Origin of the sequence: Corallococcus silvisoli (assembly GCF_009909145.1) — a bacterium.
Taxonomy (GTDB): domain Bacteria; phylum Myxococcota; class Myxococcia; order Myxococcales; family Myxococcaceae; genus Corallococcus; species Corallococcus silvisoli.
The window spans coordinates 264,889-285,707 of sequence record NZ_JAAAPJ010000009.1; the positions used below are offsets into that span (position 1 = coordinate 264,889).

Annotated in this window: 14 protein-coding genes; 6 read left to right on the plus strand and 8 right to left on the minus strand. The window is 71.0% G+C overall.

Features of this window, described 5'->3' with window-relative positions; all coding sequences use genetic code 11:
• Positions 1-27 precede the first annotated feature (27 nt).
• Positions 28-402 (plus strand): YtxH domain-containing protein, encoded by a 375-nt coding sequence (locus tag GTY96_RS19720; RefSeq protein WP_143904548.1) that lies wholly within the window; start codon positions 28-30, stop codon positions 400-402.
• 118 nt (positions 403-520) lie between these two features.
• Here GTY96_RS19720 and GTY96_RS19725 read toward each other — a convergent pair whose 3' ends face one another.
• Positions 521-1,297 (minus strand): enoyl-CoA hydratase-related protein, encoded by a 777-nt coding sequence (locus GTY96_RS19725; RefSeq protein WP_143904546.1) that lies wholly within the window; start codon positions 1,295-1,297, stop codon positions 521-523.
• Between the two features lie 104 nt (positions 1,298-1,401).
• Here GTY96_RS19725 and GTY96_RS19730 point away from each other — a divergent pair, with 104 nt between their 5' ends.
• A complete protein-coding gene (locus GTY96_RS19730) occupies positions 1,402-3,372 on the plus strand; it encodes a TIM44-like domain-containing protein (protein ID WP_161665502.1) in 1,971 nt (656 codons plus the stop codon).
• A 24-nt stretch (positions 3,373-3,396) separates the two neighbouring features.
• On the opposite strand, the gene GTY96_RS19735 is transcribed toward GTY96_RS19730, so the two are convergent.
• The 5 genes from GTY96_RS19735 to GTY96_RS19755 all read right to left on the minus strand — a co-directional run bounded on the left by GTY96_RS19735 (position 3,397) and on the right by GTY96_RS19755 (position 9,879).
• Entirely contained in the window at positions 3,397-4,371 is a 975-nt protein-coding gene (locus tag GTY96_RS19735; RefSeq protein WP_143904542.1) for a hydroxymethylglutaryl-CoA lyase, read from the minus strand.
• Positions 4,372-4,386: 15 nt separating this feature from the next.
• Positions 4,387-5,106 carry a methyltransferase domain-containing protein gene (locus GTY96_RS19740; protein WP_143904540.1) on the minus strand — a complete coding sequence of 240 codons (720 nt, stop codon included), beginning with the start codon at positions 5,104-5,106 and terminating at the stop codon, positions 4,387-4,389.
• Between the two features lie 15 nt (positions 5,107-5,121).
• Positions 5,122-6,321 carry an aminotransferase class I/II-fold pyridoxal phosphate-dependent enzyme gene (locus GTY96_RS19745; protein ID WP_161665503.1) on the minus strand — a complete coding sequence of 400 codons (1,200 nt, stop codon included), beginning with the start codon at positions 6,319-6,321 and terminating at the stop codon, positions 5,122-5,124.
• 64 nt (positions 6,322-6,385) lie between these two features.
• Positions 6,386-7,366 carry a phosphatase PAP2 family protein gene (locus GTY96_RS19750; RefSeq protein ID WP_255442492.1) on the minus strand — a complete coding sequence of 327 codons (981 nt, stop codon included), beginning with the start codon at positions 7,364-7,366 and terminating at the stop codon, positions 6,386-6,388.
• Positions 7,363-9,879: an efflux RND transporter permease subunit gene (locus GTY96_RS19755; RefSeq protein ID WP_328700946.1), complete on the minus strand. Its 2,517-nt coding sequence runs from the start codon at positions 9,877-9,879 to the stop codon at positions 7,363-7,365. The genes GTY96_RS19750 and GTY96_RS19755 overlap by 4 nt, the downstream gene beginning before the upstream one ends.
• A gap of 380 nt (positions 9,880-10,259) precedes the next feature.
• On the opposite strand from GTY96_RS19755, the gene GTY96_RS19760 reads away from it, so the two are divergent.
• Complete coding sequence (locus tag GTY96_RS19760) at positions 10,260-11,813, plus strand: aminotransferase class I/II-fold pyridoxal phosphate-dependent enzyme (RefSeq protein ID WP_143904536.1); 1,554 nt, start codon at positions 10,260-10,262, stop codon at positions 11,811-11,813.
• A gap of 9 nt (positions 11,814-11,822) precedes the next feature.
• Positions 11,823-13,004, plus strand: coding sequence for an N-acetyltransferase (locus tag GTY96_RS19765; protein ID WP_143904534.1), 1,182 nt, complete (start codon positions 11,823-11,825; stop codon positions 13,002-13,004).
• Between the two features lie 84 nt (positions 13,005-13,088).
• On the opposite strand, the gene GTY96_RS19770 is transcribed toward GTY96_RS19765, so the two are convergent.
• A complete protein-coding gene (locus GTY96_RS19770) occupies positions 13,089-13,724 on the minus strand; it encodes an MlaC/ttg2D family ABC transporter substrate-binding protein (RefSeq protein ID WP_143904532.1) in 636 nt (211 codons plus the stop codon).
• Positions 13,725-13,790: 66 nt separating this feature from the next.
• Positions 13,791-15,659, minus strand: coding sequence for a TolC family protein (locus GTY96_RS19775; protein ID WP_161665504.1), 1,869 nt, complete (start codon positions 15,657-15,659; stop codon positions 13,791-13,793).
• A 232-nt stretch (positions 15,660-15,891) separates the two neighbouring features.
• On the opposite strand from GTY96_RS19775, the gene GTY96_RS19780 reads away from it, so the two are divergent.
• The gene (locus GTY96_RS19780; RefSeq protein WP_143904528.1) at positions 15,892-16,812 is read left to right on the plus strand and encodes a class I fructose-bisphosphate aldolase; all 921 of its coding nucleotides are present in this window, start codon (positions 15,892-15,894) and stop codon (positions 16,810-16,812) included.
• 168 nt (positions 16,813-16,980) lie between these two features.
• Positions 16,981-20,799 carry an ATP-binding protein gene (locus GTY96_RS19785; RefSeq protein WP_161665505.1) on the plus strand — a complete coding sequence of 1,273 codons (3,819 nt, stop codon included), beginning with the start codon at positions 16,981-16,983 and terminating at the stop codon, positions 20,797-20,799.
• The last annotated feature ends 20 nt before the right edge of the window (positions 20,800-20,819 follow it).

Sequence of the window (20,819 nt, forward strand, 5' to 3'; positions counted from 1 at the left end):
GTGAATCATCCGGCCCTGGAGGGACCCATGTTCAGGAAGAAGACGTGGCAGGCGAAGGCGTTGGCCAAGAGCAAGCTGTACCGCCAGTACGTGGCGCACCAGCTCCTGGACCAGATCCCCGAATACGCGGAGCTCGCTGGCAAGCGGGCCCGCAAGTCCTGGGACCGGTTCGACCCGGACGACGCGCTGCGCTATGTGGGCTTGAGGACGTACAAGCCGGTGCGCACGGGCCTGGGGGGGCTGGGTGCGTTCCTGCTGGGCGCCGCCGCGGGCAGCGTGGTGGCGCTGCTGCTGGCGCCGCGGCCGGGCACGGAGCTGCGCACCACCGTCAAGGACAAGGCGATGGGCTACATCAACAAGCAGGGCGTGAACATCGGCGGCGAGAAGACCGCCAGCGCCTGAGGACGGGCGGCGCGGGCGGCGGGCACCACGTCCGCCGCCTCACACAGAACGCATGAGCCAGGGGCCGCATGGTCCGCGGGCGACCGCGGGCCTGCCGCCCCTGTCGCTTTCGGGGGCCTCAGCGGCCCTTATAGACAGGGGGACGCTTCTCCGCGAAGGCGCGGAGCCCTTCCAAACGGTCCTCTGTCTTGAGCACCTCCTCGTACTTCTTGAGCTCCAGCGCGAGCGCGTCATCCAGCTCCAGGCCGGTGCCCTCGTCGATGGCGTGCTTCGCGGTGGCGACGGCCACGGGGGCGTTCTCCACCACCGCCTCGGCGAGCTGGAAGGCGACCTCCAGCAGGTGCCCTTCCGGGGCCAGGCGGTTGACCAGCCCGATGCTGAAGGCCTCCGCCGCGTTGACGCGCCGGGCGGTGAGGATGAGGTCCTTGGCGCGGCCCGGGCCGATGAGCCGGGCGAGCCGCTGGGTGCCGCCGCCGCCGGGGATGATGCCCAGCTTCACCTCCGTGAGGCCCAGCTCCGTGGCGGGCGAGGCGACGCGCAGGTCGCAGGACAGCGCCAGCTCCGTGCCGCCTCCAAAGGCCGCGCCGTTGATGGCGGCGATGAAGACACAGTCGCTCTTCTCGATGGCGCGGAACGTCTTGCGCAGGCCGTCCAGGAAGGCGCGCACCTCCGGCTCCGCCATGCCCGCGCGCTCCTTCAGGTCCGCGCCCGCGCAGAAGGCCTTGTCTCCCGCGCCGGTGAGGATGACGGCGCGCACCGCGCGGCTGGCGGAGACGCGGTCCACCAGCTGGCCCAGCTCCTGGAGCATCGCGCGGCTGATGGCGTTGCGGCGGCTCTCTCCGTCGATGGTCCAGATCTCGATGGCCCCGCGGGCGTCGACCTTGAACTCCGGCATCTTCGCTCCCCGTGTCGGGCCGCCCGGAGCGGCCCGCGTGAATGGCGCGCAGCCTGAAACCTGTTCCCCAGTCTGGCAAGCCGTAAACGGATAGGATTTCGCCCATGCCTTCGTGCCCTCCGACGAAACGCCCGTGGCGGTGGCTGCCGGGATTGCTCACCGTGTCCACGCTGCTGCTGCTCGCCCTGCCCCTGGTGGCCCTGGCGCGAGGCGGTGGCGGCGAGCACTACACGTCCGGGCGCGACCGGGGCGGCGGCGGAGGGGGGGGCGGTGGGGACGGCCTGCCCCTCTGGTTGCTCTTCGACCTGGTGCGGTTCATCTTCCTCTACCCCAAGGTCTCCATCCCGCTGCTCGTCATCGGCGGCGGGATCTACTGGCTCTACAGGCGGAACCTGCACCCGGACGCCACCACCCGGCGCGCGTTGGATCAACGCGAAGCGGAGGTGCGCACGGAGGTGTCCGGCCGCGACGTGCAGGGCTGGGTCAACGCGCTGAAGCTCAAGGACCCGTCGTTTGAACTTCAGCCCACGCTGGACAAGGTGCGCTGGCTCTTCCTGGAGCTGCAGCAGGCGTGGTTCCGCCGGGACATGACGCCGGTGCGCCCCTTCCTGTCGGACGCGACGTGGCAGCGCTTCAACGTGCAGCTCGCCCTGATGCAGGCGCAGGGCGTGCGGGACGCGCTCGCGGACATCCGGGTGCTGGACGTGCAGCTCATCGGCCTGCACCAGAGCAACTGGTACGACAGCATCCACGTGCGCGTGCGCGCCAGCATCCGGGACACGGACGTGGCCGCGGACCAGACGGACGCGCAGGCCATGGCCGCCGCGAGCCGCGTGGCGCCGGAGGCATTCACGGAGGTGTGGACCTTCGTGCGCAAGCCCGGGGCCCAGACGCGCATTGGCGAGGACCTGTTCCAGGGCAAGTGCCCCAACTGCGGCGCCCCCTACAACGGAGGCGCGTCCAACACCTGCGAGTTCTGCAACGCGGTGGTGAACTCCGGCAACTACGACTGGACCCTGTCGGAGATCACGCAGGGCGTGGAGTACGTGCGGCACCACAAGCAGGTGGACGGCCTGCTGCAGGCCCGCGCGGAGGACCCCGCGCTCAACCTGGAGATGATGGAGGACCGCGCGTCGCTGCTGTTCTGGAAGTGGATCGACGCGCAGAGCCGCGATGAGACGGCGCGCCTGTCCAAGGTCGCGAACGCGGAGGCCCTCACGGCGCTGGGCGCGGAGCTGACGGAGCTGCGCAAGCGCGGCCGGCGCCGCGTCTTCCTGGAGTGCGCCGTGGGCGCGGTGGACGTGCGCGCGCTGGAGGTCCACCCGGAGTCCTTCGACGAGGCGCAGGTGGAGATCCGCTGGAGCGCCCGCATGGGCGTGGGCCCCGTCAATGAGCGCCCGCCCAGCCTGCCCACCGTGCCCCAGCGCTGGGTCTTCACGCTGCGGCGCCGCCACGGCGCCAAGACGAACACCGACACGGGCATGTCCACGGACCGCTGCCCGCAGTGCAACGCGCCCCTCACGAACAGCGCCGCCAACACCTGCGAGTTCTGCGGCACGGTGCTGGGCACCGGCGAGCGGGACTGGGTGCTCGCGTCCGCCCTCCCCTTCGAGTCCTGGAACGTCCACCACGCGCAGCGGCACTCCGCCAACGTGGCCCGCTACCAGCAGGCCCGGGACGAGGACCGGGGCGGCTTCGTGCCCCCGCCCATGGCGGGCGACGGCGACCACGTGATGACGGACGTGAAGGAGCGCGAACGGCTGCTCTACATGATGGCGTCCATCGCCGCCGCCGACGGAGAGGTCTCCGCCGCCGAGCGCCGCCTGCTCAAGCTGTGCGCGGAGCGCTGGAGCGTGCCGTGGGCGAACGTGGAGATGGCGCTCAACGCCGGGCCCCAGCTCTTCGAGCGCCTCATGCCGCGCGGCAGCCCGGAGGCGGAGGTGTTCCTGCGGCACATCGTGGAGATGGCCCTGGTGGACGGCCGCATCGACCGCAAGGAGCGGCGGATGCTGGAGATCGCCGCCCAGCACCTGGGCCTGGAGTCGCGGCTGGCCGCGATGATCGGGGACCGCTAGTCACGCGGTCCCCGCGGGGGACGCTCAGGTCTGCGCGCGGCGGGTGGCCTTCTTGTCCCGCTCGCCCAGCGCGGCCTGGAGGTACTTGCCCGCGAGCTTCCGTCCGATGAGCTCCTGGGCGATCTCACCGGCCTCCACCAGCTTGTCCAGGTCGATGCCGGTGTCCACGCCCATGCCGTGCAGCATGAACACCGCGTCCTCGGTGGCCAGGTTGCCCGCGGCGCCCGGGGCGTAGGGACAGCCGCCCAGTCCGCCGATGCTCGCGTCGAAGGTGGTGACGCCCGCGGCCAGCCCCACCAGCGCGTTGGCCAGCGCGGTGCCGCGCGTGTCGTGCAGGTGCAGCGCCAGCGTGTCCACCGGCATGTGCTGGAGCAGCGCGCCCAGGATCTCCTCTGTCTGCCGGGGCGTGCCCACGCCAATCGTGTCGCCCAGGCTGAGCTGGTAGATGCCCGCGTCCACCAGCTGCCGGCAGATGTCCACCACGCGCTCCACCGGGACGTGGCCCTCGTAGGGGCAGCCCCACACGGTGGACAGGTAGCCGCGCACGCGCATCCCGGCCTTGCGGGCGGCGGCCGTCACTTCCCGCGCCCCGGCCAGCGCCTCCGCGATGGTCTTGTTGATGTTCTTCTTGGAGTGGGCCTCCGACGCGGAGATGAACACCGCGGCCTCCTCCAGACCGGCGGCCCGCGCGCGCTCCAGGCCCTTGAGGTTGGGCACCAGCGCGGAGAAGACGACGCCCTCGCGGCGGCCCACCAGCTTGAGCAGCTCCTCCGCGTCCGCGAGCTGGGGGATCCACTTGGGTGACACGAACGACGTCACCTCGATGCGCTTCTCCCCCGCGGCGACCAGGGCGTTGATGAGCCGGGCCTTGTCGCGGGTGGGCAGCGTGCGCAGCTCGTTCTGCAGGCCGTCGCGGGGGCCGACCTCATACACGTCGACCCGGCGGGGCAGTTGCCCCAGCAGGCCGACCCGCGTTCGCGATGTCTCTTTCGGATCCACTGGACGAGTCCTGGGTCAACCGCGCCCAGCTCCCACGATGAGGTCGGTTGAGTCGGGTGTCATCGGCCTGGAATCCAGGCCTCCGTGCACCCATGCCACCGAAAAGCCCGTGCTTTCCAACAGACGTTTCAGTTCCGCAAGAGGATAGTAACGGATGGCGTACGCCGCTCGCAGGACGCGCCCGTCCGGCAGCGTCAGCCGGCGCTGCCCCACATCCCTCCCACGCGTCGCGTCGAAGCGGCTCTCCTCCTCCAGGAGACTCCCATCCGGTAACCGCTGGTGGAAGGCCGCGCCCGGACTTCGCGCCAGGCGCTCGTACGGCACCGTCTGGAACACCAGCCGTCCGCCGGGCCGCAGCACCCGGGCGGCCTCGCGCAGCACCTGGACGTGCTCCGCGTCGCTGAAGGCGAAGAGTGTCGAATACCAGGCGTAGGCGCCCCCCACCGACGCGTCCTGGAAGGGCAGCGCCCGCAGGTCACCCTGGGCCACGGGAAAGCCGGGGCGCCGCAGGCGCAGGGAGAGCGGATCCAGCTCCAGGCCCACCACCCTGCCAGCGAGCCCCCCTTCCGCGTTGAGCCGGGCCGCGTGCCGGCCGTGGCCGCAGCCCAGGTCCACCACCGGCCCCTCCACGTCCGCGAACGCCCGGGACAGGTACTCCGCTTCCCGGGCCGTCACCTCCTCGGAGAGGAACGGCAGCGTGCTGCGCAGGTACAGCTCCCCGAAGAAGGCGTCCACGGGCGTGGGCGGGCGTCAGCGCTTGAGGGCGGGCAGCTTCTCGCGCAGGCGGCGCGCGGCCTCATCCAGCACGCCCTCCGTCTTGCAGAAGGCGAAGCGCGCGAAGCCCTGCCCCAGGTGCCGGTGCTCCGGACCGTAGAAGACGCTGGGCGGAATCCCCGCCACGCCCACCTCCGTCACCAGGTGCCGGCAGAAGGCCACGTCGTCCTGGAAGCCGTAGCCCGTGATGTCCGCGAGGATGAAGTAGCTGCCCTCCGGGGAGTACGCCTTCAGCCCCGCCTCGCGCAGGCCCGCGAGCAGCCGCTCGCGCTTCGCGGTGTAGAGCGCCGTCAGCTCCTGGAAGTAGCTGTCCGGCAGCCGTAGGGCCACGGCCATGGCCGCCTGGAACGGCGACGCCGTGGCGAAGGTGACGAACTGGTGCGCGCGCTGCACCGCGTCCCGCAGCGGCGGCGGCGCGATGATCCACCCGATCTTCCATCCCGTGAGGCTGAAGGACTTGCCCGCGCTGCTCACGGTCACTGTGCGGTCCGCGAGCACCGGCACCGTGGCGGCCCGGATGTGGCGCGCGGGGGCGAAGACGATGTGCTCGTACACCTCATCCGCCAGCACCTTCACGTCGTGCTCGGCGCAGAGGTTGCCCAGGAACTCCAGCTCCTCGCGGGTGAACACCTTGCCCGTGGGGTTGTGGGGCGAGTTGAGGATGAGCAGCCGCGTGCGCGGTCCGAAGGCCGCCCGCACCTCGTTGCGGTCGAACCACCACGTGGCATGGGACGCGTCCGGCGGGCGCAGGGGCACGTAGCGCGGCGTCGCCCCCACGAAGGCGATGTTCGCGTCGTACGAGTCGTAGAACGGCTCGAAGGCGATCACCTCGTCCCCCGGATCCACCAGGCCCAGGATGACGTCGAGGATGGCCTCGGTCGCGCCGCTGGTGACGGACACCATGGTGTCCGGATCCACGGCGTGGCCGTGGAAGCGCTGCGCGTGCTCCGCGATGGCGACGCGCAAGTCCCTGGCGCCCACGCCGGGGGCGTACTGGTTGACGCCGCCCTGGATGGCCTTCCACGCGGCCTCCTTGATGGCGTCCGGGCCGTCGAAGTCGGGGAAGCCCTGCCCCAGGTTCACGGCCTGGTGCTTCAGCGCCAGCGCGCTGAACTCGGAGAAGACGGTGGTGCCGAAGCGGGAGACACGCTGCGCGAGCACGGGCCGGGGGGACATGGGGCGGGCCTCTGGCGGCGCCAGCGCACGTCCACCCCGACCCCCGGGGCGACCGGCTGGCGATTCAGGGCCTGACGATAGCGTCCACGGGCACGGAACGCGCGCCCTGTTCCACCGCGCGTTGCCGGGCGGCCCGGGACAGGGCCAGCGCCAGCCCCGTCACCACCAGCACCAGGGGCACCGCGCACACCAGGTCGATGGCGTAGTGGAAGCGCCCCGCGAGCGTCGCGAAGATGAGCCCCAGGCCGGGGAACAGCATCACCCAGAAGAAGCGCCGGGCGAACCGGAACGCGTAGAAGAGCACCACCAGCGCCACCCCGGTGTGTCCGGACGGGAAACAGTCCCGGGTGTAGATGGGCGTGCGCATCATCGATTCCAGGAGCGGCGTGAGCAGCAACCCCCGCGACGCGGGACCGTCGAACGCGCCGATGAGGAAGTAGCGCGGGCCCACCGCCGGCACCAGCGAGTACGCCGCGTAGTTGAAGCTCAGCAGCAGCCCCAGGCCCAACAGGTATTCGTCGAAGCCCGGCGTGGGCCCCCGGCCGCGCGCGTACAGGAAGATGCCCAGGAGCAGCGGCCAGATGAAGTGGCCGTAGTAGCAGAGCATCAGCACGTCGTTGGCCCAGGGCGGAACCACGTGCGCCAGGGCCACCGCGGACTGGAAGCCGAACAGCCGTTGGTCCACCGCGACCAGCTGGGCGTCCTTCACCAGCGGGTTCATCCAGTCGACGATGGGCCCCAGCCACCCGTGCGACATCGCCGACAAGGGAAGCAGCCAGAAGTCCGCCGCGATGGCGATGAGCGGCCGACGGGGGAAGCGCGCCTCCAGCATCCGCAGCACCGGCAGGGCCAGCCCCATCAGCCCGAACAGGCAGGCGCTCCGGGTCGCATGGGGTGCCCAGCGGGCCGGCCCCACGCAAGCCAGGACCGCTGCCGCGCAGGCGGCCATCAGGACGATGTCCACCTGCCGGAAGCGCACGAGCGCCTGGTCCGATGACGCCATGAGGGGCCGCACACGGCCTTCGCTGAATGACCAGATGCTCACGCCGATTTGCGCTCCCCCGGCGATTCGGCCGGCTGCTCGCCGGCCCCTCCGAGATTGAGAGGCCGCACCACCGCGCCCGGCTGAGGTGCCACCGCGGACCGCCGCCCCTTCCACCGCTCCAACAGCGCCAGCATGGCCGGGAAGAACACCGTCGTCCCCAGAAAGGTGCTCACGACCCCCAGTAGCGCAATCTGTCCGATGCTGCGCAAGCCCTGGTGGTTCGCGACCATCAGCGCTCCATAGCCCGCCGCGTTGGACAGCGTGGCCACCACCGCCGCGAAGCCCGTGCTGCGCACCACCCGGCCCAGCGACCCGGGGCCCTCTTCCTCGTACCGGTGGTACAGGTGGACGGAGTTGTCCACCGCGATGGCCAGCAGGTTGGGCAGCACCACCGCGTTGATGAAGTTCAGCTGCACGTCGAACAGGTACATCCCGCCCGCCAGGCACGTCATCCCCAGGAACAGCGGGCCCGCCACCAGCAGCGCGCGCTTGAGGCTGCGCAGGCTCGCCAGGATGACCAGGAACACCACCGCCGCCGCGGACCAGAGGATGAACGGCCCATCCCCCCGGACCAGGGAGAAGATTCGCGCCGCGATGCGGTTGCTGTCCAGCACCGCCAGGTCGATGCCCTTCGCCTTCGCGCCGGCCACCACCTCATCCAGCTGCGCGGCCCAGCGGTGCAGGTCCTCCGTGTCGTAGTTGGACACCGACGGGAACAGCAGGAGGAACATGCCCTTGCCGTCCAGCGCCTCGAAGCGGCGGCGCGCCTCCACCGGCAGGTCGTCCAGCCCATACGGCTTCGCGTCCACCAGGGTCCGCAGGTCCTTCACCCGCGCGTCGTCCTGCGCGGACTTCGGCAGCCCGTCCAGGAGCGCCCGGATGCGGCCCATCTCCGCCTGGTGCCCCGGCACGTCGGAGGGCACCAGGTCGCTCAGGGACGCGGTGCGCAAGAACACGGAGTTCGCGCCGTTCCTCGCCTTCACCTGGGCGATGACGTCCTCCACTTCGCGGACCTGCTCCAGCGAGTCCACCGCGAGGATGGCCGGGTTGAGCGGCGAGCCGATCTGCTCCGTGATGTGGTCGTCCAGCCGCGACGCCGGGGAGTCGCCCTTCAGGTTGCGCAGGTTCGTCTCGAAGCCCAGCCGGGGCGCGATGCCCACCGAGTACGCCGCGAACACCACCACCGACATCGCCACCGCGACGATGAGGCCCGTGGGCCAGCGCCGCCACTCCTTCACCGGGGCCGCCGGGGCCTCGGCCGGGGGGGCTTCGGTCGCCACCCGGTGTTCGCGCCGGAAGGGCCGGATGCGCTCCGCGATGGCCAGCAGCGACGGGCCCATCGCGTACGCGGACAGCACCGCCAGCAGCACGCCAATGCCCGCGAGCAGGCCGAACTGCTGGAACGCGTGGAACTGCGCCAGCACCAGCACGAAGAACGCCGCCGCGTTGGTGAACGCGGACGTGAGCGCCCCGCTGAAGGTGCCGCGCACCGCAGCCTCCAGCGACTCCTTCACGCCGTGCTCCTCGCGCTCCTCCCAGTAGCGCATCGACAGGTGCACGCCGTACTCGATGCCCAGGCCGATGAGGATGGCGACGAGGAAGCCCGTCACGATGTTGAGGTGGCCGATGGCGCCCTGCGCGAACGCGAACGTCAGCACCAGCCCCACCATCACCGGCACGCCCACCACCGCCAGCGCCGACACCCGCCGGGTGGCCAGCAGGATGAGGCCCACGGCGATGAGCGCGGACAAGAGGCCCGCGTTGGACAGGTCGCCGCGCATCACCGCGTCCTCTTCGATGCGGTTCTGGAAGTTGCCCGTCGCCTCCAGCGTCACGCCCGGGTACTGCTCCGCGGCCAGCTTCCTGCCGGTGTCCATCGCCGTGGCCACGAACCGCCGCGCGAAGTCCAGGTCCCCCGCCGTCCCCGACGGCTTGATCATCAGGTAGACCTCCGTGCCGTCCTTGTTGGCCAGGGTCTCCGGCAGCGCCGCCGTGTCCGGCGTGTGCTTGCGGGCGATCTCCTCGAAGGTGGGCGGCGCGTCCTCCACGCCCAGGTCCACGAACAGGGGGCTGGCGCGCTCCTTCTCGTACTGGACGCGGGCCTCCAGGTCCTCGCGGAGCGAGGCGACCTCCCGCGTGGGCAGCAGCAGCAGGCCGTGGCGGCGGAAGAAGGCGACGTCGTAGTGGTGCTCGACGTAGCGGACCTCCGGGAGGGCCTCCAAACGCTTCTGGAATTCAGTGGCGTACGTTTTAAGGGCCTGCGGTGTTCCACCCTTCGCCATGAGGACGAGGTACCCGTCACCGCCTGCCTTCTCTGACACGCGTGTCAGATCCCGAACCTCCGGAGCCCCCTCCGGCAGCAGCTCCACGAAGGAGCCACGGAACTCCAGCCGGGCCGCGAACAGCCCCGCGGCGGCGGTCAGCAGCGCGACGGCGAACAGCACTTGCCAGGGCCGCGTCAGCGCCGCCTGGATGAAGCCATCGAACCACCGCTGCAGTCGTGATTGGGACACCGTCCGCTCCTCTGACACCGGCCGGCTTAGCAATAAGCCGGCCACGATCCAGGCCCCCGGAACAGCCGGCCCCTCGGAACCCATTCCCCATGTGAACCCGTGTGTGCCCGGGGTGTTGGAACATCCACTGGAGAACGAAGGTCCGGGGGCGCGGCGTGCCACCGATGGGGCATGGATGTCAAGGCGCGCCCTGACACGGATGCCCCACACGGCGTGCGATGGAACCGTCGCTGCCTTGACAGTGTGGATTTCCCTCTTTATTGACCCCCACGCGTCGTCCCCCTGGGTGTTCGCGCGCGTCGGGCGGTCCGGAACCGGAAACCGCCCGGCACATGGAGAGCGGCTCGGAGCACACCCCCCGACGCGTAAGAAAGACCACCATGAGCGACGTGTTCGACAAGTGCCGTACCTGGAAGGACTACCGCATCGCCAAGGCCACCGGCCTGTACCCGTACTTCCGAGCCATCGAGGCGTCGCACGGCGCCACGGAGGTGGAGATCGAGGGGCGGCGGGTCATCATGGTGGGCTCGAACAACTACCTGGGCCTGTCCGCGGATCCGCGGGTGAAGGAAGCGGCCATCAAGGCGACGGAGCGGTTCGGCACCACGTGCTCCGGCTCGCGGCTGCTCAACGGCACGCTGGCGCTGCATGAGGAGTTGGAGGCCCGGCTGGCGAAGTTCCTCAACCGCGAGGCGGCCATCGTCATCTCCACCGGGTTCCAGACGAACCTGGCGCTGGCGTCCATCCTGGGCCGCCACGACATCGTGTTCAGCGACCGGCAGAACCACGCGTCGCTGGTGGACGGCGTGCGCCTGTCGTTCGCGACCGAGCGCAAGTTCCGCCACAACGACATGGAGCACCTGGAGCAGCTGCTGGCCGCGGCGGAGCCGGGCGCCGGGAAGATCATCGTCACGGACGGCGTGTTCTCCATGGAGGGCGACGTCTGCAACCTGCCCCGCATCGTGGAGCTGTCGAAGCAGTACAACGCCCGGGTGATGACGGATGACGCGCACGCCATGGGCGTGCTGGGCGAGCTGGGCCGGGGCACCTCCGAGTACTTCGGCCTGGAGAAGGACGTGGACCTGGTGATGGGCACGTTCTCCAAGAGCTTCGCGTCGCTGGGCGGCGTGCTCGCGGGCCCCTTCGAGGTCATCAACTACATCCGCCACAAGGCCCGTTCGGTCATCTTCTCCGCGTCCATGACGCCCGCGTCCATCGCGGCGGCGCTCAAGGCGACGGAGATCATCGAGGCGGAGCCGGAGCGCCGCGCGCGCCTGCTGGACATCGCGGAGAAGATGCACAACGGCTTCCGGGCCATGGGCTTCGACACGGGCGTGTCAGTGACGCCGGTGGTGCCGGTGCACATTGGCGACCAGGTGAAGTGCTTCCGCTTCTGGCGCGCGCTGCACGAGGCGGGCGTGTTCGCCAACCCCGTGATTCCCCCGGCGGTGGAGCCGGGCCACGCGCTCATCCGCACCAGCTACATGGCCACGCACACCGACGCGCAGCTGGACCAGGTGCTGGACACCTTCGAGAAGATCGGCCGCAAGCTGAACGTCATCCCGGAGACGCGCCCCACCGTGTACGAGCCGGTGCAGATCGCCCGGCCGGGCTCCGTGGTGCGCAGCAACAGGGCGAGCGAGACGTGGGCCGCGGGCAGCGCGGGCCTGCTGGCGGACAAGGGCTTCTCGCTGGAGCAGCTGTCGCGGATGTCGTCGCGGGAGATGGCCGGGAAGTTCTTCGACGCGGTGGAGCAGCTCACCTGGCGCGCGGCGAACCTCCAGCCGGAGGACCTGCGCCGGCTGGGCGGCGCGCCCAAGAAGCTCTGGGAGAAGCGCAGCGAGCTGGGGGGCCTGCTGCTGGAGAAGGGCGCCCACCTGTTCCTGCGCAACGGCAGCGACGGTTCCGACGGCAACCAGGCCGAAAGGAACTGAGCCTCCCTCATGGCCCACCCCGCCAAGCCCGACACCTCCTCCTCCCCTACTCCTCCCATGCCCTCCGACGTGCAGGTGACGCCCGTGCGCGGCGCGGTGGACCGGACCGCGTTCATCCGGCTGCCGTACGCGCTGTACCGTGACGACCCGAACTGGGTCCCCCCACTGGAGATGGAGCGCAAGGACTTCCTGGACCCGAAGAAGAACCCCTTCTTCGACTACGCGGAGGTGGAGCTGTTCCTCGCGCGCCGTGGCACGGAGGTGGTGGGCCGGGTGGCGGCCATCAAGAACCCGCGCCACATGGAGTTTCACGGCACGAAGGAGGGCTTCTTCGGCCTCTTCGAGTGCGTGAACGACGCGGGCGTCGCCCGGGGCCTGCTGGACGCGGCCAGCGCGTGGCTGAAGGCGCGCGGCATCGACCAGATGCTGGGGCCGGCCAACTTCTCCTCCAACCAGGACTGGGGCCTGCTCGTGGAGGGCCATGAGAGCCCTCCCGCGCTGATGATGCCGTACAACCCGGCGTACTACGCGGGCCTGCTGGAGACGTGCGGCTTCACCAAGGCGAAGGACCTGTGGGCGTGGGAGCTGGCGGCGTCCACTCCGCCCCCGGAGAAGGTGGCGCGCATCGCGGAGAAGATCCGCCACCGCGAGGGCGTCACCGTGCGCGCGGTGCGCCTGAAGGAGTTCACCCAGGAGGTCGCCCGCATCAAGGAGATCTACAACGCGGCCTGGGAGAAGAACTGGGGCTTCATCCCCTTCACGGACCGCGAGTTCGAGCACATGGCCAAGGAGATGAAGGCCATCGTGCGCCCGGAGCTGCTGCTCATCGCGGAGGTGAAGGGTGAGCCCGTCGCCTTCTCCATGACGCTGCCGGACGCCAACGAGGCGTTCAAGGCCGCGGGCGGGCGGCTGACGACGTTCGGCCTGCCCATTGGCCTGGTGAAGCTGGTGCTGGCGTCGCGGCGCATCAAGCGGCTGCGCCTGCTGACGCTGGGCATCAAGGAGGGCTACCGGCGCCGAGGGCTGGACGCCATCCTCTACCTGGACACCCTGCGCACCGCGCGGGAGCTGGGGTACACGGGCGGCGAGATTTCGTGGACGCTGGAGGACAACCACCTGGTCAACCGCGCCATCGAATCGATGGGCGGCCAGCGCTCCAAGACGTACCGCGTCTTCCAGCGGCCCGTCTGAGCGGGTCCCTCCCGCGGTGACGTCCTCTTCTTCCGCCCGGGCGCTCCTGGCCCCGGGCGGAAGGACGCCGGACGGCGCCCTGCCCTACTTCGCCTGCGGGGCGGCGCCCGTCGTGTCGGCGGCGGACTCGCTCACGGAGGCCGCGCTGGTGTTGGCGTTCTGCTTCTCCAGCTGGGCGCGCTTGGACTTGAGGGTCGTCATCAGGCCGTCGAAGCCCTTCGTCTGGAGGATCTTCTTGAACTGGCCGCTGTAGGTGTCCACCAGGGACACCTCATCCGTGATGACGTCGTAGATGCGCCACTCCACCTTGGGCGAGGCGCGGAACAGCTTGTAGTCCACGGGCACGTGGTCCGTCTTCACGGTGAGCTTCGTGTCGACCGTGGCCTCGTTCCCCTGCACGCTCTCCTTGCCGTAGACGACCTCCGCCTTCGCCTGGCCAATGGCCTTCTGGGCGTACGAGGCGCGCAGGAGCCCCGTCATCGTCTCGGTGAACTCCTTGCGCTGGGCCGGGCTCAGGCCGCTCCAGGCCTTCTCTCCCAGGGCGCGCTTGGCGAGCTCCTGGAAGTCGACGAAGGACTCCACGACGGACGCCAGGGACTGGACGGTGGCGCCCGGGGCATTGGCGGCCTTCTGGACGGCGGCGTTGCCCGACTTCACGACGTTGAGCGGGCCCGCGGGGGCGGCGGCAAGCAGCGTGGCGGCAAGCAGGGAAGCAATCATAGGGATGAAGCTCCGGGTGGAAAGACGCGTGAGACGACGCGGGTGACGACAGGAAGCCTGGAAGGGTTATTCATCCGCGCCCGGGACGGCACCGGTGACGCGCGCCAATGACGCCAGGCCCACACGGACGTCATGCCAGCTCTTGCCCCGCTCCGCGGAGGCCTGGGCCAGCGCGCTGAAGGCGTCCACCAGCTCACGGGTGTCCCCCGTGCCCAGGTCGAAGGCGGCGTAGGCGGCGGTGGACCAGCGCCTCGCGTTGCGCTCGGCCTCCGTCAGGGACCTGGCCCGCGCGTAGGCCGCGACGAGCTGGCCGTGCACCTGCGTCACCTCCAACTGGATGCCGGCCTTGAGCGTCTGCTCCTGCGCGTGCAGCTTGTCCAGCTCCGCGCGGGCCTGCTCCAGCTGGGCGTCCTTGATGGGGATGTCGAAGGTGCCGCGCATCACCAGCCCCAGCCCCAGGGTGCGCTCGTTGTAGGGGTCGTACGCGAAGGGGCTGCGCTGGCGCGTGGCGCTGCTCGTCCAGCGAATGTCGTAGAAGCCCGCGAGGCCCAGGTCCGGGTAGAAGCTGCGCTCGCGGATGAAGACCTCCTGCTCGCGCGCGATGATGCCGGCGGCGACGGCCTTGAGCTCCGGGCGGCGCTCGCTGGCGCGCTTCAGCACCGTCTCCAGGTCGGGGATCCTCACCTCGTCCTGGAGGGGCAGCTCCTCCGCCACGACCTCCACCTTCTCATCCGGCCCCGCGTTGGCGAGGAGCCGGATGGCGGCGAGCGCGAACTGCTCCCCCTGCACGGCGCTGGCGCGCTGGGACTCCACCAGCTCGCGGAAGTAACCCAGCTTGTACGTGTCCACCTTCGACACCTGATCCGAGTCCTCCTTGAGGAGCGTGTCGATGCGCTCGCTCGCGTCCTTCAGTCGCTTGGACACGTCCTCCAGCTGCCTCAGGCCGGCGCGGGCCAGCTGGTAGCCGTAGTACGCCTGCGCGGCCTGGAAGCCGGCCTCCGCGCGCACGCGCTCCCGCAGCGCTCCTCCGACGATGGGCCCCTGCGCGCCCGCCTTCTCCAGCGCGGCGAACTTGCCGAAGGTGAACAGCGGCAACACCGCGTTGCCGGTGGAGAACACCGTCACGCCCACGTGGCCGAAGTCCCAGTCCCCCTCCAGCGACGCCTTCGTCGTCGGCGGACCGCCCAGGCCGTTGTTGCGCGCCTCGGGAATCGGGCCGCCCACGCCCAGGGTGACCTCGAACTTGGGGAACCACGCCCACTTCGCCTGCATGTAGAGCGCCTGGAACTTGCGCAGCTCCGCGGTCGCCTCCGCGACGCGCGCGTCCTGGGTGCGCGCGCGCTCCACCAGCTGGGCCAGCGTCAGGGGCTCCCGGAGGGGCTGCTGGCCCGCCGTGGAGCCCGGGGCCTGTGCCCTACCGGGTGCCGCGGCGCCGGGCGTGCCCTGCGGGGCGGTGGCGGCCTCCCCCTCTCCGGTGGCGCCCGGCGAGGCGGCCCCGGCCCTTCCGGTGGCTCCCGGTGGCGTGGTGGCCCCGGCTTTTCCGGTGGAGCCCGGAGGGGTGGCGATGTCCTGGGCGCCGGGGGAGGCGGAAGCAGGCTTGGGCGTGCCCGTGGTGGCCCGCTGGGCGGCGTTGCCGGGCTCCGAGGCCGGGGCCGCGTTCACGGGAGCCGGCCCGGGTGGCAACGGCGAGCGTGTCCCCGTCGTGGGCGTGCCGGAGGACGTCCCCGCCCCGGACTGGGGCGTGGCTGGGGTCGCGGAGTTGCCGGGCATGGGCACGCTGCTCGGAGACAGGGTGCCAGGCGAGGCGGTGCCGGTCCCCGGCGCTCCCGTCCCGGGAGCATTCGAGGGAGCCGTCGTGGGCGACAACTGCGCGCCCGACACTCCACCAGTGATCATCATCACCACTGCGACGACCCTACTGACTTCTCTGCCCATGCTGTGGTCCGCCTCGTGTCTGGCGGGCATACCTGGAAGCCCGCGACGGCGCAGCAATTCTGTTCACCATCCGTCCCCCTTCGGATGTCGGCTTCCGCCCAGTCCCCTCGCGCGACAGGCACGTAGGGGGCGTGACAGTCGCCGACATTCCCTACAGACAAAGCTTGGTGGGCGCGGCCCGGGACCGCAGAATCCGGCGCCGGTTTCGACGCCTTCCTTCAAGGAAAACCCCATGGCCTACACCGACCGCGTCAAGCAGATCCTCTCCTGGTACCCCTCCGACAATCCCGGCACGCTGACGAACCTGGCGCGCCTGCTGAACCACGGCACGCTCGCGGGCACGGGCAAGCTCGTCATCCTCCCGGTGGATCAGGGCTTCGAGCACGGCCCCGCACGCTCCTTCGGTCCGAACCCCGCGGGGTATGATCCGGACTACCACGCGCAGCTGGCCATCGAGTCAGGCTGCAACGCGTACGCGGCGCCGCTGGGCTTCCTGGAGGCGGTCGCGGGCAAGCTCGCCGGCGAGATTCCCCTCATCCTCAAGGTGAACAACTCGGACTCGCTGGCCAAGACGGCCGCGCCCATGTCCGCGGTGACGTCGTCCGTGAAGGACGCGGTGCGCCTGGGCTGCACGGCGGTGGGCTACACCATCTACCCGGGCTCCGCGGCCCGCAACGAGCAGTACGAAGACCTGCGCGACATCATCGCGGAGGCCAAGTCCTACGGCCTGCCCACGGTGCTGTGGGCCTACCCGCGCGGCGCCCTGTCCAAGGAGGGCGAGACGGCCATCGACGTGGTGGCGTACGCGGCGCAGATCAGCGCGCAGATGGGCGCGCACGTCATCAAGGTGAAGCCGCCCACGGACCACCTGGAGCAGGCGGAGGCGAAGAAGGCCTTCGAGAAGGCGAACATCCCCACCAAGACGCTCGCGGACCGCGTGCGCGAGGTGGTGCGCTCCGCGTTCAACGGCAAGCGCATCGTCATCTTCTCCGGCGGCGAGGCGAAGGAGACGTCCGCCCTCCTCGAGGACATCAAGCAGATCCACCAGGGTGGCGGCTTCGGCTCCATCATGGGCCGCAACGCGTTCCAGCGTCCGCACGCGGAGTCGATCAAGCTGCTCAAGGACGTGATGAACATCTTCGCGGGCAAGTAGCCGTCCGCCGTCCCGTCACCTCCCGCGGGCCGCGCCCCTCCCCCTGGTTCCGGGAGGGGACGCACCGCGCGACGCTTCGTCGCCCCCGGCGCCGGTCCGGCCCGGGAGCGTTCGCCCTTCCGGCCCCCGTCCCTGGCCACTCGCGAGGGTCGCGATTACGAAACAAGGATGACGCACCCAACCAGGACGCCCGGGGCCGGCGGTGCGGACACGCCCACGCTGGAGCCGGACGGCGCCGACGACGCGGCCCGGGAGGTCCTCGCCGGAGGCGGCGAGATGGGCGCCCTGATGCGCTCGATGGACTGGTCGAAGACGCCGCTGGGCCCGGTGGCGTCCTGGCCCCAGTCCCTGCGCACCACCGTCAGCACCTGCCTCCATTCGCGCTTCCCCATGATGGTGTTCTGGGGGCCGGAGCTGGTGAAGCTCTACAACGACGCCTACCGGCCCATGCTGGGCGGCAAGCACCCCTGGGCCATGGGCCACCCCGGGCGCGAGGTGTGGGCGGAGATCTGGGACATCATCGGCCCCCTGATTGAAGACGTCCGAGGCGAGGCGCGCGCCACCCTGTCGGAGAACCAGCGCCTCCTCTTGGAGCGGGATGGCTTCCTGGAGGAGACCTACTTCACCTTCTCCTACAGCCCCGTCCGCGACGAGTCAGGCGGCGTCGGCGGGGTGCTCGACACCGCGGTGGAGACCACCAGCCAGGTGCTGGACGCGCGCCGCCTCCGGACGCTGCAGGAGGTCGCCGCGCGCACCTCCGGGAGCCTCCGGGTCCGCGACGCCTGCACCCAGGCCATGGAGGCCCTGGCCACGAACCCGTCGGACCTGCCCTTCGCGCTCCTCTACCGCATCGACGCGGAGCGAGGCCTGGCCTGGCTGGACGCCCACATGGGGTTGGAGGCGACCGGCCCCTTCAGCCCCTTCCAGGTGCCGCTGGAGCCCACCACCGCCGCCCCCTGGCCCCTGGCCCAGGTGGCCGCGTCCAACCGGGCCGAGCACGTGGAGGGCCTGGCGGCGCGCTTCGGCCCCCTGCCCCTGCGCGAGGGCGTGCCCCCTCCCACCTCCGCCATCGTCCTGCCCCTGGCCCGCTCCAGCGAGACGTCCCCGGCGGCCGTGCTCGTGCTGGGCCTGTCGCCCCGGCTTCGGGTGGATGCGTCCTATGTGTCGTTCCTGGAGCTCGTCGCCAACGGCCTGGGCGCGACGCTCTCCAGGGCCCACGCGTACGAGGACGCCCGGCGGCAGGCCGAAGCCCTGACGGAGCTGGACCGGGCGAAGACGGCCTTCTTCTCCAACGTGAGCCACGAGTTCCGCACGCCGTTGACCCTGATGCTGGGCCCCATGGACGAGGTGCTCGGGGATGCCGAGCACGCGCTCGCGCCCCAGCACCGGGAGCGGCTGTCGGTCGTCCAGCGCAACAGCCAGCGGCTGCTGAAGCTGGTCAACAGCCTGCTCGACTTCAGCCGCCTGGAGGCGGGTCGGATGCACGCGAGCGTCGAGCCCACGGACCTGGGCCGGCTCACCGCGGGCCTCGTGAGCGCGTTCGACTCGCTGATGGCGAAGGCGGGGCTGCGGTTCGAGGTGGACTGCCGGTCCCCGCGGGTGCCCGTCTGGGTGGACCGCGATCTCTGGGAGAAGGTGGTCCTGAACCTGGTCTCCAACGCGTTCAAGTTCACCTTCCAGGGCGCCGTCACCGTCCGGCTCCAGGAGCGCGGCGACCGGGTGGAGCTGTCCGTCAGCGACACGGGCACCGGCATCCCCGCCGAGGAGCTGCCCCGGGTCTTCGAGCGCTTCCACCGGGTCGAGGGCGCGCGCGGCCGCAGCCACGAAGGCAGTGGCATCGGGCTGGCGCTCGTCCACGAGCTGGTGGCGCTGCACGGCGGCTCCGTCTCCGTGGAGAGCACCGAGGGACAGGGCAGCACCTTCACGGTGTCGCTGCCCACCGGCACGGCCCACCTGCCCCCAGGACAGGGGGGCGGCCCTCGGACGGGGGCCGCCCGGGCGCCGAACCCGGAGGTCTTCGTCCACGAAGCGGAGCAGTGGCTGAGCGACGGGCCGGCGAGCGCCCCCACGCCGGTGCCCGTCCCGGAGTCGACGCCTCGAGGCGTGCGCGGCCACGTGCTCCTGGCGGACGACAACGCGGACATGCGCGACTACGTGCGGCGGGCGCTCGAGGGCCGCTTCACGGTGGAGGCCGTCACGGACGGCATGTCCGCCCTGGCCGCCGCGCGGGCGCACCCTCCGGACGTGGTGTTGTCGGACCTGATGATGCCGGGACTGGACGGCTTCGGGCTCCTGCGCGAGCTGAAGGCGGATGCGCGCACGGCCCACGTCCCCGTCATCCTCCTGTCCGCGCGCGCCGGTGAGGAGGCGAAGGTGGAGGGCCTGAACGCGGGCGCGGATGACTACCTGGTGAAGCCCTTCGGCGTGCGCGAGCTGGTGGCCCGCCTGGAAGGGACGGTGCACGCCGCCAGGGCCCGCGCCCGCCAGAAGGAGCTGATCGAAGCCCTCCAGATGTCGGAGACGCGCTACCGGCTGGCCACCCGGGCCACGAAGGACGCCATCTGGGACTGGAACCCCTTCACCCAGGAGGTGTCCTGGAACGAGGGCGTGCACACGCTCTTCGGTTACGCGCCCGACGCGGTGTCGCCCGGGTTGGAGTGGTGGAGCGGGAGGATCCACCCGGAAGACCGGGAGGAGATCGTCGGGAGCCTCCACGCCCTCCTCGACGCGCCCACCGGGACCGACTGGCGGGGCGAATACCGCTTCCTCCGCCAGGACGGCACCTACGCGCGGGTGGAGGACCGGGGCTGGGTGGTGCGCGATGCCGCGGGCGCGGTGCTGCGCATGGTGGGCGCCATGCAGGACGTCACGCTGCGCAAGCAGGCGGAAGAGGCCCTGCGCCGCAGCGAGGAGGAGTTCCGCACGCTCGCGGAGGCGCTCCCGGAGGCCGTCTTCACCACCGACCCGGAGGGCGCCGTCACCTACGTCAACGGCGTCCTGCCGGAGCAGACCGGCGTCCCCGTGGCGGAGCTCCTGGGACGGGGCTACCGCAAGACGCTCCACCCGGAGGACGCCGCGCTCAGCCAGCGGGCCTGGGAGAAGGCCCTGGCGGAGGGAGCGCGCTTCCAGACGGAACACCGCGTGCGCGGGCCAGACGGCGCCTACCGCTGGCACCTGGTGCGCGCCCTGCCGGTGAAGGACGCGGAGGCCCGGGTGCTCAAGTGGGTGGGCACGTCCATGGACGTCCACGAGCTGCGCCAGGCCCAGGCCCAGCTGCAGCAGCGCGCGAACTTCGAACAGCAGCTCATCGGCATCGTGAGCCACGACCTGCGCAACCCCGTGAGCGCCATCCTCCTGGGTGCCGCCAGCCTGATGCGCCGCGAGGAGCTGGACGAGCGCAGCACCAAGGCCGTCAGCCGCATCCAGACCGCGGCGGAGCGGGCCCACCGGTTGATCCGCGACCTGCTCGACTTCACCCAGGCACGCCTGGGCGGGGGTCTGAGAGTCCAGCGCCGGCCCGCGGACCTGCACGACATCATCGAGGGCGTCCTGGAGGAGATTGAAGCGACGCACCCGGACCGGGAGATCCGCAGGCACGTCACAGGGAGCGGCGAGGGCGAGTGGGATCCGGACCGGCTGGGCCAGATGGCGCAGAACCTGGTGACCAACGCGCTCAAGTACAGCCCGCGCGACACCCCCATCCTCATCGAAACGCACGGCGGGGACGACGCGGTGACGCTCTCCATCCACAACGCGGGGGCCCCCATCTCCCCGGAGCGCAGGAGCCGGCTCTTCCAGCCCCTCCAGCGCCCCAGCGGCGAGGGAGACAACGGAAACCGCAGCATCGGCCTGGGGCTCTACATCGTGAAGCAGCTGGCGGAGGCCCACGGCGGCACCGTGGCGGTGGAGTCCACGGCCGAAGCCGGCACCACCTTCACCGTGCGGCTGCCCCGGCACCTCCCCGCGCAGGCCCCGGCGAACGCGTAGCGCCGGCCCGAGCACCCGCT